This is a genomic window from Streptococcus sp. CCH5-D3, from assembly GCF_001556435.1.
Classification (GTDB): Bacteria; Bacillota; Bacilli; order Lactobacillales; family Streptococcaceae; genus Streptococcus.
This window is the reverse complement of sequence record NZ_LSIW01000003.1, coordinates 1-26,253: the sequence shown is the minus strand read 5'-3', so window position 1 is coordinate 26,253 and position 26,253 is coordinate 1. Positions and strand designations below refer to the sequence as shown.

Annotated in this window: 28 protein-coding genes; 3 read left to right on the top strand and 25 right to left on the bottom strand. The window is 37.8% G+C overall.

Features of this window, described 5'->3' with window-relative positions; genetic code table 11:
* Positions 1 to 234: 234 nt before the first annotated feature.
* The 10 genes from AX662_RS00150 to glmS form a co-directional block, all read right to left on the bottom strand.
* A complete protein-coding gene (locus AX662_RS00150) occupies positions 235 to 819 on the bottom strand; it encodes a GNAT family N-acetyltransferase (protein ID WP_060971247.1) in 585 nt (194 codons plus the stop codon).
* 281 nt (positions 820 to 1,100) lie between these two features.
* Positions 1,101 to 2,120 carry an alcohol dehydrogenase AdhP gene (gene adhP, locus AX662_RS00145; protein ID WP_060971246.1) on the bottom strand — a complete coding sequence of 340 codons (1,020 nt, stop codon included), beginning with the start codon at positions 2,118 to 2,120 and terminating at the stop codon, positions 1,101 to 1,103.
* Between the two features lie 161 nt (positions 2,121 to 2,281).
* Positions 2,282 to 2,563, bottom strand: coding sequence for a DUF5960 family protein (locus AX662_RS00140; protein WP_060971245.1), 282 nt, complete (start codon positions 2,561 to 2,563; stop codon positions 2,282 to 2,284).
* The gene (locus AX662_RS00135; RefSeq protein WP_060971244.1) at positions 2,541 to 2,918 is read right to left on the bottom strand and encodes a hypothetical protein; all 378 of its coding nucleotides are present in this window, start codon (positions 2,916 to 2,918) and stop codon (positions 2,541 to 2,543) included. The genes AX662_RS00140 and AX662_RS00135 overlap by 23 nt, the downstream gene beginning before the upstream one ends.
* Positions 2,915 to 4,330 (bottom strand): Y-family DNA polymerase, encoded by a 1,416-nt coding sequence (locus tag AX662_RS00130; RefSeq protein WP_060971243.1) that lies wholly within the window; start codon positions 4,328 to 4,330, stop codon positions 2,915 to 2,917. The genes AX662_RS00135 and AX662_RS00130 overlap by 4 nt, the downstream gene beginning before the upstream one ends.
* 113 nt (positions 4,331 to 4,443) lie before the next feature.
* The gene (locus AX662_RS00125; protein ID WP_060971242.1) at positions 4,444 to 5,295 is read right to left on the bottom strand and encodes an amino acid ABC transporter substrate-binding protein; all 852 of its coding nucleotides are present in this window, start codon (positions 5,293 to 5,295) and stop codon (positions 4,444 to 4,446) included.
* A 12-nt stretch (positions 5,296 to 5,307) separates the two neighbouring features.
* Positions 5,308 to 5,937, bottom strand: coding sequence for an amino acid ABC transporter ATP-binding protein (locus AX662_RS00120; protein WP_014634575.1), 630 nt, complete (start codon positions 5,935 to 5,937; stop codon positions 5,308 to 5,310).
* Between the two features lie 8 nt (positions 5,938 to 5,945).
* Positions 5,946 to 6,587, bottom strand: a complete 642-nt coding sequence (locus tag AX662_RS00115) for an amino acid ABC transporter permease (protein WP_014634576.1) — start codon at positions 6,585 to 6,587, stop codon at positions 5,946 to 5,948.
* A 200-nt stretch (positions 6,588 to 6,787) separates the two neighbouring features.
* Entirely contained in the window at positions 6,788 to 7,120 is a 333-nt protein-coding gene (locus AX662_RS00110; protein WP_002891088.1) for a zinc ribbon domain-containing protein YjdM, read from the bottom strand.
* A gap of 117 nt (positions 7,121 to 7,237) precedes the next feature.
* Positions 7,238 to 9,046: a glutamine--fructose-6-phosphate transaminase (isomerizing) gene (glmS, locus tag AX662_RS00105; RefSeq protein WP_049545386.1), complete on the bottom strand. Its 1,809-nt coding sequence runs from the start codon at positions 9,044 to 9,046 to the stop codon at positions 7,238 to 7,240.
* A 207-nt stretch (positions 9,047 to 9,253) separates the two neighbouring features.
* On the opposite strand from glmS, the gene AX662_RS00100 reads away from it, so the two are divergent.
* Positions 9,254 to 10,162 (top strand): LysR family transcriptional regulator, encoded by a 909-nt coding sequence (locus tag AX662_RS00100; RefSeq protein ID WP_014634578.1) that lies wholly within the window; start codon positions 9,254 to 9,256, stop codon positions 10,160 to 10,162.
* 93 nt (positions 10,163 to 10,255) lie between these two features.
* Here AX662_RS00100 and AX662_RS00095 read toward each other — a convergent pair whose 3' ends face one another.
* Positions 10,256 to 10,969 (bottom strand): glycoside hydrolase family 73 protein, encoded by a 714-nt coding sequence (locus AX662_RS00095; RefSeq protein ID WP_014634579.1) that lies wholly within the window; start codon positions 10,967 to 10,969, stop codon positions 10,256 to 10,258.
* Between the two features lie 172 nt (positions 10,970 to 11,141).
* Here AX662_RS00095 and AX662_RS00090 point away from each other — a divergent pair, with 172 nt between their 5' ends.
* On the top strand, positions 11,142 to 12,149 hold the full coding sequence (locus AX662_RS00090) for a YeiH family protein (RefSeq protein ID WP_060971241.1): 1,008 nt from the start codon (positions 11,142 to 11,144) through the stop codon (positions 12,147 to 12,149).
* A 54-nt stretch (positions 12,150 to 12,203) separates the two neighbouring features.
* Here AX662_RS00090 and AX662_RS00085 read toward each other — a convergent pair whose 3' ends face one another.
* The 3 genes from AX662_RS00085 to AX662_RS00075 form a co-directional block, all read right to left on the bottom strand.
* Positions 12,204 to 12,515 carry a hypothetical protein gene (locus AX662_RS00085; protein WP_060971240.1) on the bottom strand — a complete coding sequence of 104 codons (312 nt, stop codon included), beginning with the start codon at positions 12,513 to 12,515 and terminating at the stop codon, positions 12,204 to 12,206.
* 144 nt (positions 12,516 to 12,659) lie between these two features.
* A complete protein-coding gene (locus AX662_RS00080; RefSeq protein ID WP_004182418.1) occupies positions 12,660 to 13,058 on the bottom strand; it encodes a hypothetical protein in 399 nt (132 codons plus the stop codon).
* 217 nt (positions 13,059 to 13,275) lie between these two features.
* The gene (locus AX662_RS00075) at positions 13,276 to 14,820 is read right to left on the bottom strand and encodes a zinc ABC transporter substrate-binding protein AdcA (protein WP_060971239.1); all 1,545 of its coding nucleotides are present in this window, start codon (positions 14,818 to 14,820) and stop codon (positions 13,276 to 13,278) included.
* A 157-nt stretch (positions 14,821 to 14,977) separates the two neighbouring features.
* Between AX662_RS00075 and AX662_RS00070 the strand changes: the two genes are divergently transcribed.
* A complete protein-coding gene (locus tag AX662_RS00070; protein WP_060971238.1) occupies positions 14,978 to 15,799 on the top strand; it encodes a PrsW family glutamic-type intramembrane protease in 822 nt (273 codons plus the stop codon).
* A gap of 55 nt (positions 15,800 to 15,854) precedes the next feature.
* Here AX662_RS00070 and AX662_RS00065 read toward each other — a convergent pair whose 3' ends face one another.
* From AX662_RS00065 to AX662_RS00015, 11 genes are all read right to left on the bottom strand, one after another.
* Positions 15,855 to 17,252 carry a C69 family dipeptidase gene (locus tag AX662_RS00065; protein WP_060971237.1) on the bottom strand — a complete coding sequence of 466 codons (1,398 nt, stop codon included), beginning with the start codon at positions 17,250 to 17,252 and terminating at the stop codon, positions 15,855 to 15,857.
* Between the two features lie 17 nt (positions 17,253 to 17,269).
* Positions 17,270 to 18,181: a DNA-binding protein WhiA gene (gene whiA, locus AX662_RS00060; protein WP_004182012.1), complete on the bottom strand. Its 912-nt coding sequence runs from the start codon at positions 18,179 to 18,181 to the stop codon at positions 17,270 to 17,272.
* Positions 18,178 to 19,152 carry a YvcK family protein gene (locus AX662_RS00055; RefSeq protein ID WP_060971236.1) on the bottom strand — a complete coding sequence of 325 codons (975 nt, stop codon included), beginning with the start codon at positions 19,150 to 19,152 and terminating at the stop codon, positions 18,178 to 18,180. Before AX662_RS00055 ends, whiA begins: the two co-directional genes overlap by 4 nt.
* Entirely contained in the window at positions 19,149 to 20,039 is an 891-nt protein-coding gene (gene rapZ / locus AX662_RS00050; protein WP_060971235.1) for an RNase adapter RapZ, read from the bottom strand. The genes AX662_RS00055 and rapZ overlap by 4 nt, the downstream gene beginning before the upstream one ends.
* On the bottom strand, positions 20,020 to 20,790 hold the full coding sequence (locus tag AX662_RS00045) for a DUF1003 domain-containing protein (protein ID WP_037600718.1): 771 nt from the start codon (positions 20,788 to 20,790) through the stop codon (positions 20,020 to 20,022). The genes rapZ and AX662_RS00045 overlap by 20 nt, the downstream gene beginning before the upstream one ends.
* 125 nt (positions 20,791 to 20,915) lie before the next feature.
* On the bottom strand, positions 20,916 to 22,853 hold the full coding sequence (locus AX662_RS00040) for a CAP domain-containing protein (RefSeq protein WP_060971234.1): 1,938 nt from the start codon (positions 22,851 to 22,853) through the stop codon (positions 20,916 to 20,918).
* Between the two features lie 261 nt (positions 22,854 to 23,114).
* A complete protein-coding gene (queF, locus tag AX662_RS00035; RefSeq protein WP_003097375.1) occupies positions 23,115 to 23,606 on the bottom strand; it encodes a preQ(1) synthase in 492 nt (163 codons plus the stop codon).
* Positions 23,607 to 23,728: 122 nt separating this feature from the next.
* On the bottom strand, positions 23,729 to 24,445 hold the full coding sequence (gene queE / locus AX662_RS00030; RefSeq protein WP_060971233.1) for a 7-carboxy-7-deazaguanine synthase QueE: 717 nt from the start codon (positions 24,443 to 24,445) through the stop codon (positions 23,729 to 23,731).
* The gene (queD, locus tag AX662_RS00025) at positions 24,438 to 24,881 is read right to left on the bottom strand and encodes a 6-carboxytetrahydropterin synthase QueD (RefSeq protein ID WP_060971232.1); all 444 of its coding nucleotides are present in this window, start codon (positions 24,879 to 24,881) and stop codon (positions 24,438 to 24,440) included. The genes queE and queD overlap by 8 nt, the downstream gene beginning before the upstream one ends.
* Positions 24,881 to 25,534 carry a 7-cyano-7-deazaguanine synthase QueC gene (gene queC / locus AX662_RS00020; protein WP_037597875.1) on the bottom strand — a complete coding sequence of 218 codons (654 nt, stop codon included), beginning with the start codon at positions 25,532 to 25,534 and terminating at the stop codon, positions 24,881 to 24,883. Before queC ends, queD begins: the two co-directional genes overlap by 1 nt.
* Before the next feature lie 174 nt (positions 25,535 to 25,708).
* Positions 25,709 to 26,089 (bottom strand): RidA family protein, encoded by a 381-nt coding sequence (locus tag AX662_RS00015; protein WP_002891112.1) that lies wholly within the window; start codon positions 26,087 to 26,089, stop codon positions 25,709 to 25,711.
* Positions 26,090 to 26,253: the final 164 nt, after the last annotated feature.

Below are 26,253 nucleotides of genomic sequence, written 5' to 3'. Positions count from 1 at the left end.
TTTTGAATTGTTTTAAAACGCTAAAATCTAATTACTTATATTTGGTTCCCCACCAGAATTTCTTTCTGGTGGGGATTTTTTATATCTTAATTACAAAAATAGAGCAATAAGCAATGATATGGGGTCAGAAAAATTTTTCCTTTTCTGCTGTTCAGTACTAACTCTTACATCATACCTAGATAATGGGGTAAAATCAAAACTCTCTGATTGTTATTTATTTGTAAAAAATTCACTTTAATCATTTGCTATATTTCCTTCGTTCACATTTAGCCCATAAATTTCAAAATCATGATAGAATCCATTATAGAACTCGAATTGGGAGATTTCGCTTTCCTTTTTAAAACCTAAACTGATTGGTATAAACTTACTTTTAACATTATCAACATCTATATAAATCAAAAGCTTATCAATTTTAAATTTGGATGGAATGATTTTTATTAATTTTTTTAAACCCTGTTTTACAAAACCTTGATTTTCATATTTTTCTGATATCCAATATCCAATTTCAGCTTGATGTTTTTGTAAATCAATATTATGTATATCTATCATCCCTACTGGTTTCTGATTGACGCAAATTGTTAACATAAATAACTCATTGCGCTCCATTTTTTCACGTGCATACTTTATAAACGCTTTTTCATTTTCAACACTTTTCATTTCATCCACCCAAGGAAGCCACATAGCAAGACGTTCTCGTTCAGTAGAAACAGTCTCATATAACCCTTCACTATGGCTATCGGATATATAAAAAAGTTGGCATCGTTTCCCACGTGATTTAAACTCTATGAATAGTTCCGAGTCCAAGTTGGTAGAATCCATTTCATACTCCTTGTTATAAATGATAATATTCTTTAACTCTTTATTTACGAAATCATTATATAACTTTTTTACTACTTTTCATATGAATTAAATTTTGTCTATCTTTTTAAGGTCAGAGCCTATTACAACAACAAACGATTTAAGGTAAAACAAAAGGACTTAGTCCTATACAGTAGAAAACTAAATCCTTCACTAAATTATTTGTCTAACTTTCTGGTATCAGTACAAGTTTACATCACTCAACTCTTCACATAGTCAGGATAGCATAGATAGATGTTTGCTTACTTAGTGAAATCCAATACTTTACGTCCTTGAATTTCACCTTTTTCCATTTGATCAAAGACTTCTACCGCTGTATCAACAGGAACAGTTTCAACAACCGGTACTACCAATCCTTGTGCACCAAAGTCGAAGGCTTCTTCTAAGTCTTTACGTGTACCTACAAGAGATCCAACAACACGGATACCATCTAGAACTGTTTTGACAATTGAGAGTTCCATATATTCAGATGGGAGACCAACCGCAACGACTGTTCCACCAGCACGTACACTATCGATAGCCTGATTGAAAGCAACCTTAGAAACAGCGGTTACAACAGCACTGTGTGTACCACCAGTTTTTTCTTGGATATAGCCTGCTACATCTTCAACTTCTTTACCATTTGCCACTAAATCAGCGCCAGATTCTTTAGCCAAATCTAGTTTATCTTGATTGATATCAACTGCTACTACTCGTGCGTTAAAAACTTTCTTAGCGTATTGAATAGCCAAATTACCTAGTCCTCCAGCACCATATATAGCTACCCATTGACCAGGTTCAACTTTAGCCTCTTTAATGGCTTTATAGGTTGTAACTCCCGCACAAGTAATAGATGAAGCTTGAGCTGGATTAAGTCCGTCTGGAACTTTCACAGCGTAGTCAGCAGTAACCAAAGCATAGTCACTCATACCACCATCAACACTATAACCAGCATTTTTTACAGACCGACAGAGTGTTTCACGTCCAGTTGTACAATATTCACAGTAGCCACACCCTTCGAAGAACCAAGCAATTGATACGCGATCACCTTTTTTAAGTGTTTTAACCCCTTCGCCAACTTCTTCAACAATACCAATTCCTTCATGGCCTAAGATACGACCTGGAACTTGACCAAAGTCTCCATGGGCTACGTGAAGGTCAGTATGGCAAACACCACAGTATTCAACTTTAACCAAGGCTTGACCATGACCAACCACCGCTGGTTTTTCATGGTCCACAACTTCAACACCTGTGCTTGCTTGATTAACAACAACTGCTCTCATCTTAATTACCTCCATATGATAACTTTTAACGCCCTCATTATAGCACTCTTAGAAACAATGTCAACGCTTACATAAAGAATTTCTCATTCACAGAAAAATTTCTTGAAAGCTCCAACTACCAATTAAAGACATACTATTTCTTCCGCTTAATGTGACATGATTTAATCATTTCCAAGATACCTATACTGTCTCACGAGTGTCTTGGAATCCAAAAGGCTGACTTCAAAATGGAAATAATGATTGCGTCCGTCTCTAGCATTCTCTTTATTGAGTAGAAAATAATTCTTTTGACTGATTGCCATCTCTCTTAAAATATCATCCGTCAAAAAGGTCAAGGGTATATCCATAGCAGAATAGCGATAAAAATCTTCTTCAAATTTTAAATAGCTATCAGAAAAATAGTCAATTTGAAGTTTATCATCATAAATTTTTCTCTTCTTCATCTATGTTTTCAACCCCCAAACTAATTTCTAGTATATCCTTTGTTCGAATACGTTTATGTCGCTTGAAAGATTTTATAGTAACTTGATTAAAATCCAAGTCAACCACATAACCACTAAACCTACAGCGCCTACCTTGATCCTTTATCTGGAAATTCCCCAATAATTGCCCCAAATAAAGCTGGTTCAATAAAGTGAACTTCTCTAAATCATCCAAATGATTAGTTAGATTTTCTTTAGTCTTATCTTCATTTAGGGAACTTGTGTGCTCCGATAAGAAAAATCCCATCCACTTCATCATTCCCCTATCTTGATGTTCCCTAGCTGATTGAAAGGGAAGGTAACTACGGTCTATCATTTTAAGCCATCTAATCCCCCAGCTGAGTGGCCACCAATAAGCTTGCTTCGAGCAAGACTCCTAGATGCCTCCTGTAAAGCTGTTGCTTTTTGAATGGTCCTAAAGCCAAATTCCTGACGAATACTATCTATAGCTGACTGAAGCCTTTCTTCTTTATCAACATCATCTGGATTATCAAATAAAGAAAGAATTTGGATCTTTTCATCTACAAAATTTGCATAAGAAACACTGACACTTCGAACAGCCCCTCCTTGATATTTCTTCCTAAAGAGTGAAATGACATGCCCTATTAGTATTCTTGTATTATTGGCAGGCTCAATCTTCATCTGTGCTTGTAACGAACGCTTGCCCTCTAACTTTGAAAATCCAATGCTAATGGAAACTTGACAAGCTTTCTTATGAGCTCGTCTTAACCTAATGGCTACCTGCTCCGCCATCTCTCTTAGAATCAATTCAATATCAGCTTGACGCTCATAGTCTCGTGGTAAGATTTGAGAATTTCCTAAGCCATGTGACTTTGGTTTATAAGGTTTATGAACATTACTCTCATCAATACCGTTAGCATGAAAAAAGAGGTCTAAACCTACAATACCTAACTTCTTTTTAAGAATATCAGGATTGCTATTAGCAAGTTCTCGAATGGAGCAAATTCCCAACTTGTTTAGCCGCTTCTCCATCCGCTTACCAATCCCCCAGAAATCAGTCATATGGGAAATATTCCAAACCTTAGTCTCGACATCTTCATAGGACCAGTTGGCTCTCATAGTAGCCGTATGTTTAGCCTCATTATCAAGAGCTAACTTAGCCAATAAGGGATTGCTGTTAGACATTCCAACTGTCGAGTAAATACCTGTCTCCCTCCAAATATCTCTTTGAATACGCCCTGAAATCATATCTAACTTATCTTTTCTAGTAATAGTCCTATCGGGAATAAAGTAATTCAGTGACGACGTGAGATCAATGAAACCCTCATCAATGGAATAGGGAAGAATATCTTCAACACTGGCATAATTCTGGAAAATGTGTTGAATCTGGATATTCTTTTTTATATAGATATCCATTCTAGGAGGAACGATAAAGGTAACCTTGGCCCAAGATTCGATGTAATCTACAAAAGCTCTATCCGTTGGAAGTCCCTGCTTTTTGGCATTATAATAATGAAACTTACGAGAATGAATGTCAAAAGGCAAGTCATAAGAACGACTAACATTTGACTTGCCAAAAACTTGCTTAAAGATAGGGGAAGAGGCTAGTATCAAACCATTCGCATTTTCAGCCCTACTCATCACACATAGAGAGGTCTTAAGAGGGTGCAGTCCACGTTCAACACACTCCACACTTGCATAGAAAGATTTCATATCTACAAAAGCAATATCACTTTGCGGTTCTCTTGAATAATCAAAATATCCCATGCTTGCCCTTTCGTTAGTTTATAAACTAACACTAGTATAAATTATAACTTCTTATATTTCAAGTATTTTCCATAAAAAAATAACAACATCCCTTCTAGAATGTTGTTATCCTTCTATTTTTTCCCTTTAACTTGGTCTGTGGCAACATCTTCGCCAAACCACTTGTTAGAAATCTTTTGGAATTCTCCTTTTTTATAAAGGGTTCTAAATCCTTGATTGATTTTTTTGATCAGTGTCTTATCTGCTTTACGAGCACCTACAGCAAAGCTTTCACCTTCATAACCAGCAGGCATAACATTATACTGATCCAGAACCCCTGATTTTTCTAAGTAGTAATTAGCATACACACGGTCAATCAATAGACCGTCAATACGTCCACTATCAAGGTCAATCAAGGCTTGAGTAAAGGTCGAATATTGGACTGCTTTTTGGTTGGCAACGATATCCTTCAAAATCTTCGGAGAAGCATTGAAAGCATCATAACCGGAAGACCCTGCTTGGGCACCTAAGGTCTTACCTGACATTCCAGCAACAGAATCAATTCCCGAAGACTTTTTGGTTACCAGTACTTGTTCATTGACCATATAAGGTTCCGTGAAGTCCGCAGACTGCTTACGCTCATCCGTGACCGAGTAACCATTCCAAATGAGGTCAATTGTCCCATTCTTCAGTTCTGTTTCTTTCATATCCCAGTCAATAGCCTGCCATTCGACATCGATACCATACAATTTAAAGACTGCAGTTGCAAGATCAATATCAAAACCAACATAGCTACCATCCTTTTCCTCATATCCCATAGGAACAAAGGTTGCATCAAAACCAATTTTGATTTTCTTTTCTTTGGTATAGGTTTGCCACTGATCTTTCTGAGTTGCAAAATGTGAGCGCGAGCTGCAAGCTGATAGCGCAAACAAAGGCAAAATGACAAGACAGCCTAGCAAAATCGTTTTTACTATTTTTTTCATGGAAAATCCTCACTATTTTGGATTGATAGTGACAATCTCATCGGCGATGTGTTGTGCAAACTGCATATCGTGAGTGATAACGATTTGCGTAATCCCAGTCTCACGATTCTGCAAAATCAATTTCTCCACTTCTTGACGCAACTCAGGGTCAAGAGCTGATGTTGGTTCATCATAGCCGACAATTTTCGGATCAATCATCATAGCACGCGCAAATGCAACACGTTGTTTTTGTCCCCCAGAAAGAGAGTAAGGATAAGCATTTCCGTGAGCTCCAAGGCCTAAACGGTCAAGCAGAGCTTGAGCTTTTTTCTGAGCATCCTCCTTAGACATTCCCATCGTCTTAATTGGAGAAAGCGTTAGATTGTCTAAGACTGTTAAATGTGGAAACAGTTGGAAATCTTGGAAGACAAAACCGAGCAAATTACGACTTTCCATCTGATCCAAAGGAATCTCTTCATTTTCATAAATAATTTGTCCTGAATCAATGGTTTCAAGACCTGCTAGCATACGCAAGAGAGTCGTTTTACCACCACCAGATGGTCCGACAATAGCCAAGATTTTTCCTTCTTCTACTGTCAGATTATACTTATCAAAAATTTTGTGTTGACCAAATTGCTTGGAAATATTTTTTAATTCTAACATAAGGTCTCCTATTTATAATAGTTGAATTTCTTTTCGATGTTTTTCGAAGCCACAGTCACAACACCCACAAGGATAAGATAGATAGCTCCGGCCACAAACATCGGTGCTAAGGTCGCATCACGGTTCGCAGCGGTACGACTTTCCAAAAGAAGGTCTCCAACCCCAAGCACATAAACCAATGATGAATCCTTAACCAAGTTAATAATCTCGTTAAAGATACTTGGCAAGACAATCTTGACCACCTGAGGAAGGATAATGTAGCGGATGGTTTGGAAAGGACTAAGTTTAAGCATTTTTGCTGCTTCGTATTGTCCTTTCGGAATAGCCAAGATTCCTCCACGGAAAATCTCTGCGAAATAAGCTGCATAGTTAAGCGTAAAAGCAAGAATAGCAGCTGGTAGACGATCAAAGACAATCCCAACACTTGGAAGAACATAATAAACGAAGATCAATTGTAAAAGGAGAGGCGTTCCACGCATAATCCAAACGTAAAGGGTTAATAACCAATTTAAAGGTTTGAATTTAATCTGCATTAAGAAAGCAAGTACAATCCCTAATGGAATCGACAGTACGATAACAATGAAAAATACTTGAAGTGTGACTACCGCACCGTTCAAAAGGGCTGGTAATACTTCCAAAACGTATGACATATAAACTCCTATAATTATTTAGTATTATTGAATATTATACCAATTTTTTTGAAAAAATGATATAAGATTTTGAAAATAGTAAAAAGGAGTGCGACTAGACCCAATTTTCAAAATGAGTTCATAATCACACTCCTGGGAGACTTAAATAGTCTGTCCTGAGAAACAAACAATACTTAAGTCTAGCATCCCTAAAGCTTATTTTAGATTTTCTTAACAAATTCAGATTTAAGTTTCATAGCACCAAAACCATCAATCTTACAATCAATGTTATGGTCACCTTCAACCAAACGAATATTTTTAACACGTGTGCCTTGTTTAATATCTTTTGGCGCACCTTTCACTTTCAAATCTTTAATAACTGTAACAGTATCACCGTCAGCAAGACGTGTTCCATTACTATCAAGAACCACAAGTCCTTCTTCTTCTGCAACTTCGTTTGGATCCCACTCATAGGCACATTCAGGACATACAAGCAAGATTCCATCTTCATAAACATACTCTGAGTTACATTTTGGACAATTTGGTAATGACATAATTCTCTCCTAAGATTGTGATATAGATACTATTCTACTTTAGATTCTCCAATTAAGCAAGGGTAAAAAGGATAAAAACAAACAACATCCCTTACACTGTAAGAGATGTTAGTATTTTTATTCAACAGTAACTGATTTAGCCAAGTTACGTGGTTTATCGACGTCAAGTCCACGATGAAGTGTTGCAAAGTAAGCAATCAATTGTGTCGGTACAACCATTGAAATTGGTGACAAGTAAGGGTGAACATTATTAAGAACGATGTCATCACCTTCTTTAGCAACATTTTCCTCAGCAATAGTCAACACTTTAGCACCACGAGCAGCTACCTCTTGAATATTACCACGAGTGTGGCTAGCAAGAACAGCGTCAGACAAGAGCGCAATAACAGGTGTACCATCTTCAATCAAAGCAATCGTTCCGTGTTTCAACTCACCTGCTGCAAAACCTTCACATTGGATATATGAGATTTCTTTCAATTTAAGACTGGCTTCCATAGCAACATAGTAATCTTGACCACGACCAATATAGAAAGCGTTACGTGTTTCTGCAAGAAGAGCTGCCACTTTCTCGTCAATAACTTCTTTTTCAGAGAGTGTTGATTCGATAGATTGTGCTACAAGTGACAATTCATGTACCAAGTCGAAAGCTTTAGCTTTTTCATTACCATTAGCTTCACCGACTGCTTTAGCCAAGAAGGCAAGAGCTGCAATCTGAGCGGTGTAAGCTTTAGTAGAAGCTACGGCAATTTCTGGTCCAGCATGAAGAAGCATTGTGTGGTCAGCTTCACGAGAAAGGGTAGATCCCGGAACGTTTGTCACTGTCAGACTTGGAATACCCAACTCGTTAGCTTTAACAAGAACCTGACGGCTATCTGCTGTTTCACCTGATTGGCTAATAAAGACAAAGAGAGGTTTCTTGCTAAGGAGTGGCATACCATAACCCCACTCAGAAGAAATACCAAGCTCAACTGGTGTATCTGTCAACTCTTCGAGCATCTTCTTAGAAGCAAAACCAGCATGATATGATGTTCCTGCCGCAAGGATATAGATACGATCAGCCTCTTGAACAGCCTTTATAATATCAGCATCTACAGTCACTTGTCCCTTGTCATCTGTGTAGGCTTGGATAAGCTTACGCATCACTGTTGGTTGCTCATCGATTTCTTTGAGCATGTAGTAAGGGTATGTGCCTTTACCAATATCAGAAAGGTCAAGTTCAGCTGTATAGCTATCACGTTCTTTAACAGTACCATCATAATCTTGGACTTCGACACTATCAGCTTTCACGATAACTAACTCTTGATCGTGAATTTCCATGTACTGATTAGTTTCGCGAATCATAGCCATGGCATCTGAGCAGACCATGTTATAGCCATCACCAAGACCAATCAAAAGTGGTGATTTGTTTTTTGCCACGTAAATTGTTGAGGCATCTTCAGAATCCATAAGAGCGAAGGCATATGATCCACGGATAATGTGAAGAGCTTTCTTGAATGCTTCAAGAGTTGACAAACCATCTTCTTCAACGAATTTTCCAATCAAGTGAACTGCAATTTCAGTATCAGTTTGGCCTTTGAAATGGTGACCAGAAAGGTATTCTTCCTTAATTTCAAGATAGTTTTCAATAACACCATTGTGAACCAAAACAAAACGTTCTGTTTCTGAGCGGTGTGGGTGAGCATTATCCTCTGTTGGTTTACCGTGAGTTGCCCAACGAGTATGTCCGATACCTGCAGTACCTTCTACTCCTTCAGTTTTAGCAGCAAGTTCCGCAATACGGCCAACAGCCTTAACCAATTGACTAGATGCATCGCCAGCTACAAAGATACCAGCTGAATCATAACCACGGTATTCTAGCTTTTCAAGTCCTTGAATCAAGATATCAGTTGCATTTGTGTTACCTACAACACCAACAATTCCACACATATTTTTAATAATAACCTCTGATCAAAGAGGTCATGTCTCCTTCATTTAAAATTGGTATAGTCAATAAGCTCTTTAAAAAGCTTAACGAGGACAGTATATTCGATATATTTGACATTGTCAAGCATAAAAATTGGTATAGTCCTAAAAAGACCTTTTAGTCGCTCCTTATCCTAAGGAATAATCCTTAAAATATGCTATAATAAGGCTATGCGAATTCAACAATTACATTATATTATCAAAATCGTCGAAACCGGCTCAATGAATGAAGCTGCAAAACAACTTTTCATTACGCAACCAAGTCTTTCAAATGCTGTTCGTGACTTGGAAAGAGAAATGGGAATCGATATCTTTATCCGTAACCCTAAGGGAATCACCTTAACTAAGGATGGAGTTGAATTTCTCTCCTATGCCCGTCAGGTAGTGGAACAAACGAATCTCTTGGAAGAACGCTACAAGAGTCACACAGAAACACGTGAATTGTTTAGTGTTTCCTCTCAACACTACGCTTTTGTTGTCAATGCCTTCGTCTCACTTCTCAAGAGAGCTGATATGACACGTTACGAGCTCTTCTTACGCGAAACACGTACTTATGAAATCATTGAGGACGTTAAGAACTTCCGTTCAGAGATCGGTGTTCTCTTCCTTAACAGCTATAATCGAGATGTCTTGACTAAGATGTTTGATGACAACCGCCTCACATATACCAGTCTCTTCAAAGCTAGACCTCATATCTTTGTCAGCAAGTCAAACCCATTGGCTAAGCATGAAGTTGTCTCTTTGGAAGATTTAGAAGAATTTCCATACCTTAGCTATGATCAGGGGATTCATAATTCCTTCTACTATTCTGAAGAGATTCTCTCTCAGATTCCCCATAAAAAGTCTATCGTGGTTTCAGACCGAGCGACACTCTTCAACCTATTAATCGGTTTGGATGGTTACACCATTGCTACAGGTATTTTAAATAGTAATTTGAATGGTGATAACATTGTCTCTATCCCACTTGATATTGATGATGAAATTGATATTGTTTACTTGAAGCATGAAAAGGCAACCCTCTCTAAAATGGGGGAAAAATTCCTTGATAACCTCGTTAAAGAAGTCACTTTTGACAACTAATAGATGTTAGTCCCTAGCACATAATGTTGGGGACTTTTTATCGCCAAAACTATCCAATTCAAAGCACAAAAAAGAGCCTTTCGACTCTCATCATTATTTATAATTTTTATAGCTTGCCCAGGCCTCATCTATAGATAAGGTCTCAGCATCTGTGTATGAGCCTCTATAGCTGTTCCAAACAAAGCCACTTGTTGAACCAGTTGCTTGAGTAACTGGAGCTTGATCGTAGGCAGTCAAACCATAGTATGCAATAATGCTATTTAATTTAGAAGCGTAAAGACTATCTGTAGCATAAGTCCCTGTCAGTGCCTGAGTGGCATCTGCATAACTACTTGTATTTGATTTCCAAGTACCTGCATAAGTAGATGACGTCATCAAAGCAGCATAATCTGCTAGGGAATCACTCAGACTTCCATAAGAACGGAAAGGTTCATCAATCTCATAAGTCTTCCCTGTACCATCGTCTTCCCAAGTACGCATAGTAACGGAGTTTCCATTATAAGAGCCCTTAATCCCAAAGAAGTTGTAATAAGGAGCTTGACTCAAACCTGACTGACCTGAATTTGATTCCAGAATAGCTTGAGCAATTAGAACAGAAGCATAGATATTGTAATCTTGACCAATCTGTCTCGCAGTCTCTCCGATACTATCAATAAAAGCCGTCGTAGTTTGATTGTAGGCAGCTTCAGCTTTAGCATTAACACTGTTATCATTTTTTCTATCAGTTGTAAAAGCTAGAACCAAAAAGAGCGAACAAACAAAAGCTCCCACGATAAAAATCATATACTTCTTTAAATGACGATACATACAACCCTTCCTTCATAAGATTTTCAATTATAATATTTTAATACTATTCTATCAGAAAAACTGACAAGTCGCAACTTTTAGACCTATTTTCCTTGATAAATAAAGCAAATGTTACCTTTACATCATATTTATAATAAGCTATAATATAGTCAAATTTTAAGGAGATAAATGAATGAAAATAAAAGAATTCTTACCCGGACTAAGTATTGCAATACTTATATCTCTCCTAGCATGGTTCCTTGGAAACTTATTTCCTATTATTGGTGGGCCAGTCCTTGGTTTATTTATAGGACTTCTGCTAGGAATTATTCTAAGAGATTCTCAGAAACTTAAAGCAGGAATGCAATTCACATCTAAAAAAGTATTACAATACGCTGTTATTCTTCTTGGATTTGGACTAAATCTTTCTCAAGTCTTTAAGGTTGGCGTAACGTCACTTCCCATTATTCTAGTGACTATTACTACGGCACTGCTTACTGCTTATGTCGTCCATCGTGTGTTCAAGCTAGATAGTGAAATTGCTACTTTAGTAGGTGTTGGTTCTTCTATTTGTGGAGGATCTGCTATTGCTGCAACTGCTCCTGTAATCAAGGCTAAAGATGAATCTATTGCAACAGCAATCTCGGTAATTTTCTTTTTTAACATCTTAGCGGCTTTAATCTTTCCTCACTTGGGATCTTGGTTGGGACTTAGTAATCAAGGCTTTGCCATATTTGCTGGAACAGCTGTCAACGATACTTCTTCTGTAACTGCTACAGCTAGTTCTTGGGATAGCTTACATGGAACATCTATCCTAGAGCAAGCAACAATTGTTAAATTGACTCGAACACTTGCTATCATCCCTATAACTCTTGGTCTATCTGTATGGCAGTCACGAAAGGATAATACAAAGGAAGCATTCTCGCTAAGCAAAGCAGTGCCTAACTTTATCCTTTGGTTCCTTTTGGCCTCACTGATTACAACTGTTGCAATGTCACTCGGTGTAACACCTACCGTCTTTTCACCATTAAAAGACCTTTCAAAATTTATGATTATTATGGCAATGACAGCTATCGGTTTCCAAACAAATCTCAAAAAACTAATCACTAAAGGAGGCTCAGCACTTCTAGTGGGAGGAGCCTGTTGGTTATTAATTAGTCTTGCTTCTCTTCTCATGCAAAAGATATTAGGACTTTGGTAATAGACATCTAAAAAACTCACAATCTGGCTAAGACTGTGAGTTTTTATTATAGAATCATTTTTTATACTCAAAGACATAGGTTTGGATAACCTTATCCCCATCGTTTGCTACTTTCAAATTTACATTGTAGCTCTTAGTTTCACCACTAATATCCTGAACCTTATAATCACCATCTTTTTTTACAGAAGAGGTGGTCTGTCCTGAATAATGCCTAACTTCAAGGCCTGAAGCTCCATCTAGAGAAAAAGGAATGAGCCCGTTTAAAGAATATAGCCCATACAAAATAAGACATAAAAAGCTCAGCGACACAAGGCTCACCAAATAATATCTAACAAAATCCCCCAATTTAAACCCCTGCTTACTCACTTAGTTATTATCTTCCTTTAACTTAACATTATTTTTATTAGAGTATTTTCAAATTTTATTTTACACACATTTGGATATTTTGTCAAATTATTTGATATTTAAAATAGAACCTAATTTTTCTATATACTAAAAGCCGTTAGTCATCTAACGGCAATTTTTTATTTCTGAAATAACGTATTCAAGACGGCTATAGAGACCAAGTAATAAGTCGTAACTTCGATTTTCATTTTCTTTCAAAACAGTGAAAACTGTTGTACTATAGGTAAATTCAAAAAAGTCATCTAATTCCTTGAGCCAGTCATCAATAACCCCTAAATTTTGATCAATGATTGCAAACAAACTTGGCTGATACCAGATTGTACCTTCGATATAAAGGTTTTTGTCAGATAATTTAGATAGGGATACTTTCAAGTCAGCAAGCTCTCTTTTAGCAAGATTTGGTTCAATCTTTAAATCAAAAAGCAAGCGTGCATCATGATTTAGAATATCGAGTTCTGCTTGAAGCAGTTGAATATAATGTATCGCTACTAAATACTGGTTCATGGGTCTCTCCTGGTCATCTGAAAATCGTACTATTATTGTACCACTAAAGAATGAAAAAATGTAGTAATTATTTAATTTTTTGCAGGATTTTTTTAGAAAAAATACCATGCTTTAAATTTTTGTTTAAAACTAATAACATTAGCAATTTTCTAAGAGTTTAAAAAATGAAAGATTTTTTAAAAAAAGAAAAACACTCACAATGAGTGCATTTCTAGTATTAATGACTAACCATTTCTTGTGCAATTTCAAAGCCACTAAGTTTTCCAGGATAGTAAGTTGGCCAATTATCCATTTCTTTTAGAATCTCATCTTGGCTACTATTTCCAAAGAAAATATGGAAATGTGCTGAACTTGTTGGATCTATTTGATGATCTGAAAATTGGACATACTGGTAAGGGTTATCTGCTGCTTGACTATCAGTTGCTGTAAAGAGATAACGAACACCTTTTTTACCAGAAGCATAGGTCAAAATCTTATACCCATCATAACGATAAGTGTGTGTCACACTACTTCCATCATTTTTTGTGAAAGTCATGGTCATCTTTTTACCGTCAATAGCAATTTTAGAAACATCTGTTTGATAGCCCTTAGTGTAGTATTCTTTATACTCTTGTGCTGTTTTATCCTTATTCAATAGAGATTTGTATTCAAATACTTGATCTAAAGTACCATCTTGAAGATAAGGATAGACCGATTGCCACTCACCAGACCAATCCGAAAGTTCTCTATCTTTAACATCTTTGTCATCGAAGTAACCATTTTGAACCGTTTTCTTGTCATCACTTCCCGTTTCAGGTTGGATAGCTTTACCTTCAACGTCCGTTGTTAAACGAAGATTTTTTAGGTTCTCAGTCATAACACTGACATAGTCTTCACCTTTTTTCAACTGTTCCTTAGTTAGTGATTCAATTGGATTTAATACTGCTGTCTTAACTCCTACTTCGTTAGCTAAGGTTTTAGCAACACTACTTGAAGCATTTTCCTCAAAATAGATATAGTTAATATCATATTCTTTGACATACTTAGAAAGGCTAGCGATACGTTTTGCAGAAGGGTCGGACTCAGCTGAAACACCTAAAATTGGTACCTGTGTCAAACCGTAATCTAAGGCAAGGTAGGCAAAAGCTGCGTGCTGAGTAACAAAACTTTTCTGTTTCGCTTGACTAAAGGCTTCAGTATACTCCTTATCCAAAGTCTTTAATTTTTTAAGGTATTTCTCGGCATTGGTTGTAAAGACTGCTTTTTTATCTGGATGCTGAGCAATCAAACCGTCTCTAATAGTTTCAACTAATTTTTGAGAACGTTTAGGTGAGAGCCAAACATGAGGATCATATTCGTGGTGATGTTCTTCTCCACCGTGATCATGATCTTCTTCCTCTGTTCCAGGTAAAAGAACCATGCCTTGACTTGCCTTAATGACTTTTGTATTTTTTGTGTTGATAGACTTTTCAACTTTTGGAACCCAGGTTTCCATATTTTCATTTAGGTAGACAAAAGTGTCTGCTTTTTCAATGTCAGCGACATTCTTAGTAGATGGTTGAAAATCGTGAGCTTCACTTCCAGCAGGAATGAGATAAGACACCTCTCCCTCATCTCCTACAACCTGCTTGGTAAATTCATAAACAGGGTAAAAGCTCGTAACAACTTTCAAATCACCATTTCCTTTTGAACCGTGGTGACTAGTCGTATAATAAATACCTGCACCAGCAGCTAAAACAACTGCTGCTAATCCTGCTAGGCCAAAAATGCGTTTCTTTTTCATGTTATTCCTTTCAAAATACTTAACCAGTTAACAGTTTACTGGTTAAGTATATCACATTTCATTTATTTTGCAAGCCCTTAAATAAAAAAATTGAAATATTTCAGCGAGAAAGAATTATTTGATATACTGGAAATATCATTTGGAAAGTAGGTTATACATGTTTCGAAAATTAATCCTATATCTTTTTTTATTGCTTTCAGCCATAGGCCTGACTTATGATACGCAATCATACACTTCAGGCGCTTTGTCTGGTTCGGCATACGGTATTATTGGACTATCAACACTGATTGCCTTATGTTATATCGTACCAGGAATATTTCTGATCCAGTACTTAGGCAAGAGATGGCAGGTGAAACCACTTGTTCTCATATTTGCTCTAATTGGTGGACTCTTTATAACAGGATGGATAGCTGGTTATGCCAATACCTTTTCTCACGATTGGGTGACTGCTCATCTTTCTTCAAAGAGCTTCTTCTACCGCTTTGAGGATGCCCTTATGGCTCCCCTAGTTGAAGAACCCCTAAAACTGGCAGCTTTTCTCTTTGCTATCTATATGGTACCAACGAAAAGTTACAAGGGGATCTTGCTTGTTGCTATTACGGCAGGTCTTGGCTTCCAGATTAGTGAAGACTTCTCCTATATTCTTTCAGATTTGCCTGATGGTTTTTCTTATACGATTTCAGGTATTCTTGGTCGAACTATTGGTGCCGTATCGTCTCACTGGCTTTACACATCCTTCCTTGCTATGGGGCTAGTCCTTATATGGCGTTCCCGTCAAAAACTCATTAATTCTAAATACAGTCTTATTGGTATACTTTATGCTTTCGGTGCTTTTGCTGCACACTTTGCTTGGAATTCACCTCTTCGAAATTTAGAAAGCGATTTGCCATGGGCATCAGGCCTTCTCATTTCACTCAATCTTTTCTTCTTTATTACGCTTTATCAGCTCCTCTCGAAACTGGATAAAGAAAACAAGTAATGTTTACAATACTAAAAAACCTTTCCAATTTTATGGAAAGGCTTTTTTGATGACTTTAATCACTCATAGAAAAACGATTGGTCATCAAATTACTTGCATCATCTAAGACTTTTGCCAATAGTTTATCTGTTTCTGACTGAATCTTATCACTAATTTTTTGATTTTCAGCTTCAAAATCAATACTCTCACCATTTGCTAAAGCAGTATCTACATGATTAATCATAGCATGGCCAAGAGCCATAGTTGTTTCTACATAAGCATCCAAATCAGCTTCATGCTGTTGGAAATGAGGATCACAGATAGCAGCAATCAAGCGATTACTCCAGTAGAAATTACCTGTATCCACTTTATCAGTTGTTTGACGGAAATAAGCAGGTGTTGTTCCGACTTGAGTCCAGAATGGCACCATTGTACCAAATGGCATTGATCCATAGGCTAACCACTGAATTCCTGTTGTTTCTGATGGTTTGTTAGGACGCATTTGCAAGAGAGCTGTTTGACTAGTACGGTTGATACCGATTGGACGGAATTGGCGTTGACTCACCGCATCTCCTTGAGGTCCATAAGGATCGTAAGGTGTATCTTGGTAATGAAGACTCAAGACATATTTAACATCTTCAACTGTAATTTTGCGGTATGGTTTTTGACACCATGGAATAAAGAATGATTTTGGATCATAATCTTTTTCTGGATTCAAGAATTTCTGCATTGCCCAGGCACGTGGTGTATTATAATGACGATCCTTATCTCGTTGGCTACCAAAAGCATAACGTGGATTAAAGTGTTCATTAGAATAAGTCAAATCCAAGTGATGTTTATTAATAAAATCTCGAATGTCTGGTGAGGCTAAATAGTCGTCTGGATTTTCAAACTCATAGTGATCGATGCCAAGTTGGTTTGGGTTAGTGACATAGGCATCATCTGGAACACGTCTTGCAATCCAATGGTGACCACCAATGGTCTCTAGCCACCAAATTTCTTCAGTATCTGAGAAAGCAATACCATTAGATTCGTAAGTTCCGTAAGTTTCAAGAAGTTGCCCCAAACGAAGGACACCTTCACGCGCCGTCTTAATATATGGCAAGACCAATGTTAACATATCCTCTTCTCCAAAACCATCTTTAACAAGAGGGTCTGCACCGAGTACACGCGCATTGGTGGTGATTGTTTCTGTTGCACTCATGGCAACATTAGCTGAGTTAATACCAGCTTCACCCCAGATACCGTCTTTACCAAGTGCATCTGGAACAGAAGTATAACGTAGAGGATTATCTGGCAAATCAATTGAAAACTTGCTAAGCACAGACTGGTAATGACGCGGTTGGTCTTCAGGGGTCACGACGAGAAATTCTTTGGGCGTAAAAACGCCAGATTGAGAATCCTCAGTACGTGCAATCATGGTAGAGCCATCATATGAGGCTTTCTTACCTACTAAAATCGTTGTACAAGCCATAAAAGCTTCCTTTCTACTTACAAATCGTCCGCAATTTTATTGATTTTTCTGAGACGATGATTGACACCACTCTTGGTCAGAGGAGGTTCTATACTATCTGCGATTTGCTGGATAGAGTAATCTGGATTGGCAATACGGAGTTGGGCAATTTGGCGCAGCTCCACAGGTAAAATCTCCAAGCCAACCGTATCCATAATCTTGATAATATTATTAATTGTTTTCATACTAGCACTAATCGTTCTAGCAATATTAGCTGTTTCCGCATTATTGGCACGATTCAGATCATTTCTGGTCTCTCGCATAATTTTGACCTCTTCGAAGGTATCCTTAGAGTTCATTGCACCAATAACAAGGAGGAAATCCATAATATCCTCAGCTTTTTGAAGATAGGTCACAAAACCATTTTTATGACTCAAAACCTTGGCATCTAGCATAAATTTTTTCATGAGAGAAGCCAAGTCCTCTGCGTGGTCTTGGTAAACGGAAAAAATCTCTAATTGATAACGGCCTTTTTCAGGATCACGAACTGTTCCAGTCGCCAAAAAAGCACCTCGTAAATAGGATCTTCCAGCTTCATCATCTTCCATTACTGATGTTTCAATGCCTGTTTCAAAGCCAAAGAAAGAATCCGCCAATTGTAAATCGGACAAAATATCATTGACATGGTCAGCTACAAAAACCGTGTAAACACGATTTTTCTTGAGATTAGTCTTGTTATGATGTCTCAATTCAGGATTACTCTGATAACGACTTTCCATTAATTGGTAGATATGTCGCGCAATCTTTGCGTTTTCTGTTGAGATAGAAAGAGTCAATCCTTGGTTGGTCAATCCAACAGAACCAGACATCTTAATCAATGCCGACAATTCAGCCTTGTCTTTGCTTGAAGCTGCAATTATCTCTTCTTTAACCTTAATTGTGAAACTCATGACTTATTCCTCACTAGATGCATGAGCTCATCCACTACCAATTCACCATGGTGGAAGGCACCACCATTTTCAAGTCGCAAAAAATTAGAAGACACAACTGTTTTTGCTTCACGACGTAAGCCCTCAAAATCATGCTCAACCTGAACAAGGTATTCATCAAATTTATTACTTGCCATGTATTCCTTAGGCACTTTCTTGATATTAACTAAGACATTGTCAATCACATCGGAGCCAAGATGACGATTAAGAACAGCCACATGGTCGGCATCTGAAAATTGCTCAGTTTCTCCGTACTGCGTCATAATATTACAAATGTATGTGACATCAGCCTTGGTCTCAATAAGAGCCTGACGAATCTCTGGTATCACCAGGTTGGGCAAAATCGATGTATAAAGAGACCCAGGACCTAAAACAATCATATCACTATTCATAATAGCATCAACAACCTTACGACTGGCCTTAGGCTCTTCATCATTATAGGTATTGGACACATAAACGCGCTCAATCATGCCATCGTACTGGGCAATACTACTCTCACCTGCTACTTCATGACCATCTTGAAAAACGGCATGAAGCGTCAAGGCAGTCTCACTGGCAGGATAAATCTTACCTGTGACGTGGAAAAACTTCGTCAGAAGCTGCATGGCATTATAGGTAGATCCCTGCATTTCAGAAATTCCAGCGATGATTAGATTTCCGAGTGGATGACCGGCCAAAGCGCCATCGGTTTTATCAAAACGATATTGGAAAACTCTTTCATAAAGTTTAGGCATATCACTCATAGCTACCAAAACATTACGCAAATCCCCTGGAGGTGTCAGTTGCATGATATCACGCAAATCTCCTGAAGAACCGCCATCATCAGCTACAGTTACCACAGCAGTGATATCAACATCCTTATGGCGTAAACTACGAAGAATGACTGGAATACCAGTTCCCCCACCTATTACTGTAATTCTTGGTTTTTTCATGAACGATTCACCGTCTCCTTACGTCGATCCTTATCACGATGTGTTTCATTGACTGTCCAATCATTTTTTAGATCTTGGGCTAGACGATGTGCAAAAGCTACACTACGGTGTTGACCACCTGTACACCCAACAGCAATAGTAAGAACAGACTTACCTTCTTTTTTGTAGCCAGGTAAGATTGGTTTAATAAGCTGTTTCAAATGATTGTAAAAGTCTTCTGATTCTGTATGCTTCATGACGTAATCAAAAACCTCTTTATCCAAACCTGTGAGGTTACGAAGGGCAGGATCATAATAAGGGTTTGGCAAAAAACGGACATCAAAAACCAGATCTGCATCCAATGGCAGTCCATATTTAAAACCAAAACTCAAAACTTCAATACGGAAAGAAGATTGGTCTTGCTCAGATGAAAACTGTTCAGAAATAGCCTTACGAAGTTGACGCGGAGTCAATTCTGTCGTATCAACTACGTTTTGACTCAAACTCTTAAGCGGTGACAAAAGCTCACGCTCTAACTTGATGCCATCCAAAACACGGCCATCTGCCGCCAGTGGGTGACTACGACGTGTCTCTTTGTAACGAGAAACCAATTCACCATCCGTAGCGTCCAAGAAAAGAATCTTGAAATTAAGTTCCTCATTGCTCTCCAATTTATCCAAAATATCGTTGATTTCATCGAAGAACAAGCGACTTCGCATATCAACGACAAGAGCAATCTTATCTGTCTCTTCACTATGTTTTACCAATTCGATAACCTTTGGTACCAAAGAAGGTGGCATATTATCAATAGTGAAGTATCCAATATCCTCAAAGGATTGAATCGCTACAGTCTTACCTGCCCCGCTCATCCCTGTTACAACAACTAAATTAATTTTTTTCGTTCCCATGAGACTCCCTTTCTAGTCTTTCTTCTTTCAAGACACGAATATCGTCTGACATTTTTTCAACTTGTTGGCTAACCCCCATAATCATTTCTGTCTGCAATTTTTGAATAGTAAGCAAATCTGATTGGTCTTGTTGCACCAAGTGATCAATTTTTTCATGTAAAAGTCGGATTTCTTCCTTTGATTGTTTATTGACGTTATAGTCATTTCGTGCTTGCAATCGATCGTAATCCGATGCCCGATTCTGACTCATCATAATCAATGGTGCCTGAACGGCAGCTAGAGTTGACAAGGCCAAATTCAACAGAATAAAAGGATACTTATCAAAGGCAATCCCAAAGGGTTGAACAACATTCAGCCCCATCCAAATAGCCATAAAAGCAACAAATGACAAGATAAAAGTCCAAGATCCACCAAATCGGGCCACTTCATCCGCCACTTTTTGACCAAAAGTAATTCGACTATCCAATTGTTCCTGGACATCCTGGTCCTCGTAGAGCAAACTCTTGGTCACATCATGAACTGTTTCACGCACGTGCTCATTTTTCTCATTAGCATTTGCAATAATCTCGTCGAGAAAAACTAACCTATAATCCAAAAGGCTAATATTACTAATGAAATCATGTCCTTGTAAATCAGGATAATCTTTTTTCAAAAGCACCTGCAAACGACTATTTAGTCGTTCGAAATAGGAGCCATCGGTTTCATCGAACCACTCTTTAGAGATATAATCCTGAACTCTCTTAACCTGCATATTTTCGCCTTCTTTCTAGGCTCTATTATACCATATTGAAAGCTTAAACGTTCAATAGATAAAGGAAAAGAGTCCAAGACTAACCTCAGACTCCTCATTATTGGGACAATTAATTTAACATCTTCTTATTGGTAATTCAAAGTCCAGTAGTAAGTACCATCACCTGCGACAACACAAGCCACTGCAGCTTGAGTAGCATCTGGACTCATGAGAAGTTCACGAATACCACTGCTCAACCATTTATTTGCAACAACTGAACCATCAGATTCACGACGGTAAACAATACCGTCACTGTTGTAAGTATGTGAAATATCTTTGGCGTGTGGAAGAGTTGTGCTATTGTAAAGATCATCAGACCATGTAAGCGCTGGTAAACCGGCAGCTGTACGTTGAGCATTGATTTCATTAAAGGCAGCCTTAGCTGAATCAACTTCAACATAATCAGAGTTTTCAGTTGGTTCTACATGATAAATAAATTTAACATATCCAAATTCAACATCACTATATTTTTTGTCGTCAACACCACTCTTGAGATTAGCTGTAATCACATAATCACGTGCCCAAGCACTGCCTTTAGAAGCATTGAAGTTATCAACATCTTCAATTTCCCAAGTTACATTACAATCCCAGCCAGCATTGTCTATGAATTTTGGAGCAAGATTATTAATGACATAGTCTTTGAATTCATCAACATTTTGGAATGGAAGAGCTTCTCCCGCTTTACCAGTACCAACTACATTTTCAGAATACAACTTAACACTTGATGCGTTGTCATCGTACATGTATTCGTCGTTTCCTGCTGGTTTATGAAAATCTGGATCAAGCTCAGGGTCATCATTGGCAGTACCATTGTAGAGTTTCCACTTACCATCAACCCATTTGTAGTAACCATCGATACCACGCGCATTTTCCTCATCAGTCATAGCGACACGGTAGTAATACGTACCGTTGTCATCTACAAATCGTGGGTCTGACTGCATGCGATAATCTGTTGGTGGCAATGTTGGTTTTGGCAACTTATCATAGTCAATGTTTGTTTCAGGCGCATATGGTGGGTTTTCAAGTTCAGGAGCTTCAGAACTTGTTTCTGATGTTGAACCTGTCTCTGAAGTTGCTGTTGAAGAAGATTCAGAAGTTACAGTCGAACTTGAGTTACCAGTTGAAGCCGCTTCTGAAGTTGAATCTACAGTTGAGGCTACTTCTGAACTTGCTGATGACGTTGAGTCAACAGTTGAAGCTACTTCTGAACTTGCAGACGAAGTTGAGTCGGCAGTTGAAGCTACTTCTGAGCTTGCAGACGAAGTTGAATCTACAGTTGACGCTGCTTCTGAACTTGCAGACGAAGTTGAATCCACGGTTGAGGCTACTTCTGAACTTGCTGATGAAGTTGAATCTACAGTTGAGGCTACCTCTGAACTTGCTGATGAAGTTGAATCTACAGTTGAAGTTGTTGGAGCTTCAGAATCTGTGCTTGAAGCCTTAACAAGCACCCACTTACCATTTGAATAATAGTAGTAATCGCCATTATCTTTCAAATAGTAGTGAGTACCATTTTCGTAACGGTAGTGAGGGTCATTTCTCAAAACCTCATAACCTGTCGTTGGTGTATTGTTAGAACCACTATTGTTGTTATTATAGTCACCACCACGAACCCAACGACCGTTATAGTTAACATAGTAGCTACCATCACTCAAGATGTAGTACAAGTAACCATTGCTATAGCGGTAAGTACCTGATTCGTTGTAGTTGTTGTAACCAGGATTATAGTTGTTATAGCCATAATTATAGTTATAATTATAGCCATAGTTATAGTTTGGATAGTAATTATTGTAACCGTAGTTATAGCCATAATTGTAATTATAGCCTGGATAATAACCATTGTATCCGTAGTTATAACCATAGTTTGGATAATAGTTGTTATACCATGGATTATAAGAATAGTTATTATAGTAACCTCGGCCATAATAACTATCGGCCTGTGCATGATCATTACCAACTACCGTTGGTGCTAATATTGCTGCCCCTAAAACAGCGCACGAAAATAGACGTAAACTTTTTCTCATTGTCTTCATCCCCTTTTTTAAAAACAAATATACCTTTTATAAGCAAGCGCTTACGCTTCTGTTTTACTTTAATTGTAGGAGATAATACTTCTATTGTCAAATTATTTTAATAATAGAACTTTCTAAGAACAGACCAATAAAAAACTAACAATGACCTTACTTTTACTTGTAAAAAATAATTGATCAGCTTTCTTTTACACCCTAAAGACAGGTGTTTAACAAAATAAAAAAGCCCTTAATATAAGGACTTTTAGCATGATATTAACGATTATCAATATTTTCTGGGTAAAGATCGTGATTAAAAAGACGTTGCTCTGCCATCTTTTCATACTTAGTTTCTGGACGGCCATAATTATAATAAGGGTCAATAGAAATACCACCACGAGGTGTAAATTTACCCCAAACTTCTAAGTAACGAGGGTTCAAAAGCTCCACCAAATCTTTACCAATGGTATTAATACAGTTTTCATGGAAATCTCCGTGATTACGGTAACTAAAGAGGTAAAGCTTTAGAGATTTAGACTCAACGCAGAGCTGGTCTGGAATATAAGAAATATAGATACTTGCAAAATCAGGTTGGCCAGTAATAGGACAAAGTGAAGTAAATTCTGGACAGTTGAATTTGATAAAATAATCATTATCAGTGTGACGATTATCAAAAGACTCCAAGACTTGTGGAGAGTATTCAAAAATATAAGGTGTCTCCTTATTACCAAGGAGAGTGAGGTTTTTCATTTCTTCTTGTTGTGACATTTTTCTTCCTTCGTTGTTAATTTTTCTAGACCTTTATATAGTCGATTTTTAATCCAAATTTCTAATGTTAATCATTAAAAAAGTAAAAATACTATCAATTCTAAGCTTATAGAATGTGAAGATTAGACACCACGCTCATTATCATAGAGTAGGGTATGAAGCTGAGGGAGAACTCGCACATTTCCCCACGAGTCATCAGCAGCTACAGTCTCCCACAGTTCTTTTAGGCGATCTAATTGATGTTGGACAATATTACCCTCTGCTTTAGGTTCAGGATTACCAGCTGAAAGAAACATGACATCTGGCTGATAACGTTCCTGAATCATTTTAGCAAAGGCTAAATCTGCATCATCGAAAACAGGAACCTTGAAGGTAACTTTATCAGGATCAAGCTGAGAAACAATAAAGTCAAGGGTTTCCATATTGACTTCCATCTTGGATGATGGCGGTTTAGGACTTAAGGTTACTTGGTCAATATCCTTTAGCCACTCCTGCCAGCGAGAACCCTGTGTTTCAACGGCCAAAGTCACTCCTCTTGCTTTGAGTTTTGAAACAAGTTCAGCCATATTAGCTGCTAAAAGAGCTGGGTTCCCTCCAGATAGAGTAACATAGTCGTAAGTTCCTAGCGCATCCAAAGCTTCAATGACTTCATCAGCTGTCATACGAGTTGGTTTCTCTGAACCATCCCAAGTGAAGGCAGAATCACACCAATCACAGTGGTAATCACATCCTGCTGTCCTTACAAACATGGTTTTTTGACCAATTGCTCGCCCTTCCCCTTGAAAGGTTGGTCCAAAAATTTCAAGTACTGGTAGTTTGAGTACACGTTCTCTATTCATCCAACCACTCCCGTCTAAACTCTGAAAAGGCTGTTGGTGTTTCATAAAGGCGTACATATTCCAAACGAAGTCCCCTCTCCTCTGGCAGATGTTGACTCGTCGTATGGAAAATCCAGAAAACCATATTTTCCGCAGTTGTGTTCATATAAGGCAAAGTCTCATTGAGATAACGGTGATCTAACTGAGGTTCCAAATGGTCCTTATAAATGCTCTTGAGGTCACCAAAATCGTAGGTCATGCCACGTTCATCCAAGTAACCACTCACTGCTATTTGAAGATGGTAGGTATGACCATGAAGCGATTTGCATTTGCCTTCATAATGAAAGAGATGGTGGGCAGCATCAAAAGTAAACTCTTTAGAAACCATTGTACGGTGAGGATTGTAAACCAAAGACTCACCTGTTTCTTTTTTGATTTCTTTCGGTGCAAAGAACATTAAGCTTCTCCTCTTTCTGCTAGATATTTTTCAAGTCCTTTTTGACGCAAATGGCAGGCAGGACATTCCCCACAACCAGTCCCAATAATACCGTTATAGCAAGTTAGCGTTTTTTCACGAACATAGTCGAAAGCTCCAAGTTGGTCAGCCAAAGCCCAAGTCTCAGCCTTATCTAACCACATGAGAGGAGTTTGGATAACAAAATCATAGGCCATGGCTAGATTAAGTGTGACATTAAGCGATTTGACAAAAACATCACGACAGTCTGGATAACCAGAAAAGTCTGTCTCACAAACACCCGTAACAATGTCAGTGATACCACGTTGCTTAGCCAGAACAGCTGCAAAAGAAAGGAAAAGATGATTACGCCCGTCCACAAAAGTATTAGGAACTTCACCTTCTTCTGCCTCAATCTCAATATCAGATGTTAAAGCATTTTCAGTAATTTGACCAAGCAAAGACATATCTAAAACATGGTGTTTAAGCCCTTGTTCTCGTGCAATCTCTTTAGCTACTTCAATTTCCAAGCTATGACGTTGCCCGTAAGCAAAAGTAACTAATTCAACTGTTTCATAATGTTTTAGAGCCCAAAATAGGCAAGTAGTAGAATCTTGACCGCCACTAAAGACGACCAAAGCTGATTGACGTTTCATAATATTCCTCTTTATTCGTGATGTTTGAGACACATAAAAAGGCCCCTTGGGGGAGCCAAAAAAACGCCAGTAATGGTTTTTTTTAGCGATGGTGTCTCCCAAACATCGAAAATGATTTATCTTTAATAGTCTATCATAGTTGAGAAAAAAAGAAAAGAGCCAAGGCTCTCTTCATTAATCAATCTCAGCGATAACTTCGATTTCAATTTTAACATCTTTTGGCAAACGTGCCACTTCTACTGCAGAACGTGCTGGGAAATCAGATGTAAAGGCAGTTGCATACACTTCGTTAAATGGAACGAAATCGTTAATGTCACTTAGGAAGCAAGTTGTTTTGACAACGTGGTCAAAGTCTGTACCAGCTTCTGCCAAAATAGCCCCAACATTTTTAAGAACTTGTTCTGTTTGTTCTTGAATTGTTTCGCCAATGATTTCACCTGTTTCTGGTGACAATGGTACTTGACCAGAAGCAAACAAAAGATTGCCAACAATTTTACCTTGAACATAAGGTCCGATTGCTGCTGGTGCTTTATCAGTATGAATAGTTTTTGCCATGATAGTTCTCCTTTGACTAATATGTTGCTATTATAACAAAATATTCTGAAAATTGAAACATATAATTCCAAAAAGAAAAGAATCAGCACTAGGCTAATCCTTCTCCTACTATTTCAGATACTTTTTGACATAGCTATAGTAGTCTGGTTTTTCTTTTTTATTAA

Coding starts and splice junctions, on each gene's coding strand:
- AX662_RS00150 (WP_060971247.1), bottom strand. CDS start 819: ATGGATTCTACCAACTTGGACTCGGAACTATTCATAGAGTTTAAATCA.
- adhP (WP_060971246.1), bottom strand. CDS start 2,120: ATGAGAGCAGTTGTTGTTAATCAAGCAAGCACAGGTGTTGAAGTTGTG.
- AX662_RS00140 (WP_060971245.1), bottom strand. CDS start 2,563: ATGAAGAAGAGAAAAATTTATGATGATAAACTTCAAATTGACTATTTT.
- AX662_RS00135 (WP_060971244.1), bottom strand. CDS start 2,918: ATGATAGACCGTAGTTACCTTCCCTTTCAATCAGCTAGGGAACATCAA.
- AX662_RS00130 (WP_060971243.1), bottom strand. CDS start 4,330: ATGGGATATTTTGATTATTCAAGAGAACCGCAAAGTGATATTGCTTTT.
- AX662_RS00125 (WP_060971242.1), bottom strand. CDS start 5,295: ATGAAAAAAATAGTAAAAACGATTTTGCTAGGCTGTCTTGTCATTTTG.
- AX662_RS00120 (WP_014634575.1), bottom strand. CDS start 5,937: ATGTTAGAATTAAAAAATATTTCCAAGCAATTTGGTCAACACAAAATT.
- AX662_RS00115 (WP_014634576.1), bottom strand. CDS start 6,587: ATGTCATACGTTTTGGAAGTATTACCAGCCCTTTTGAACGGTGCGGTA.
- AX662_RS00110 (WP_002891088.1), bottom strand. CDS start 7,120: ATGTCATTACCAAATTGTCCAAAATGTAACTCAGAGTATGTTTATGAA.
- glmS (WP_049545386.1), bottom strand. CDS start 9,046: ATGTGTGGAATTGTTGGTGTTGTAGGTAACACAAATGCAACTGATATC.
- AX662_RS00100 (WP_014634578.1), top strand. CDS start 9,254: ATGCGAATTCAACAATTACATTATATTATCAAAATCGTCGAAACCGGC.
- AX662_RS00095 (WP_014634579.1), bottom strand. CDS start 10,969: ATGTATCGTCATTTAAAGAAGTATATGATTTTTATCGTGGGAGCTTTT.
- AX662_RS00090 (WP_060971241.1), top strand. CDS start 11,142: ATGAAAATAAAAGAATTCTTACCCGGACTAAGTATTGCAATACTTATA.
- AX662_RS00080 (WP_004182418.1), bottom strand. CDS start 13,058: ATGAACCAGTATTTAGTAGCGATACATTATATTCAACTGCTTCAAGCA.
- AX662_RS00075 (WP_060971239.1), bottom strand. CDS start 14,820: ATGAAAAAGAAACGCATTTTTGGCCTAGCAGGATTAGCAGCAGTTGTT.
- AX662_RS00070 (WP_060971238.1), top strand. CDS start 14,978: ATGTTTCGAAAATTAATCCTATATCTTTTTTTATTGCTTTCAGCCATA.
- AX662_RS00065 (WP_060971237.1), bottom strand. CDS start 17,252: ATGGCTTGTACAACGATTTTAGTAGGTAAGAAAGCCTCATATGATGGC.
- whiA (WP_004182012.1), bottom strand. CDS start 18,181: ATGAGTTTCACAATTAAGGTTAAAGAAGAGATAATTGCAGCTTCAAGC.
- AX662_RS00055 (WP_060971236.1), bottom strand. CDS start 19,152: ATGAAAAAACCAAGAATTACAGTAATAGGTGGGGGAACTGGTATTCCA.
- rapZ (WP_060971235.1), bottom strand. CDS start 20,039: ATGGGAACGAAAAAAATTAATTTAGTTGTTGTAACAGGGATGAGCGGG.
- AX662_RS00045 (WP_037600718.1), bottom strand. CDS start 20,790: ATGCAGGTTAAGAGAGTTCAGGATTATATCTCTAAAGAGTGGTTCGAT.
- AX662_RS00040 (WP_060971234.1), bottom strand. CDS start 22,853: ATGAGAAAAAGTTTACGTCTATTTTCGTGCGCTGTTTTAGGGGCAGCA.
- queF (WP_003097375.1), bottom strand. CDS start 23,606: ATGTCACAACAAGAAGAAATGAAAAACCTCACTCTCCTTGGTAATAAG.
- queE (WP_060971233.1), bottom strand. CDS start 24,445: ATGAATAGAGAACGTGTACTCAAACTACCAGTACTTGAAATTTTTGGA.
- queD (WP_060971232.1), bottom strand. CDS start 24,881: ATGTTCTTTGCACCGAAAGAAATCAAAAAAGAAACAGGTGAGTCTTTG.
- queC (WP_037597875.1), bottom strand. CDS start 25,534: ATGAAACGTCAATCAGCTTTGGTCGTCTTTAGTGGCGGTCAAGATTCT.
- AX662_RS00015 (WP_002891112.1), bottom strand. CDS start 26,089: ATGGCAAAAACTATTCATACTGATAAAGCACCAGCAGCAATCGGACCT.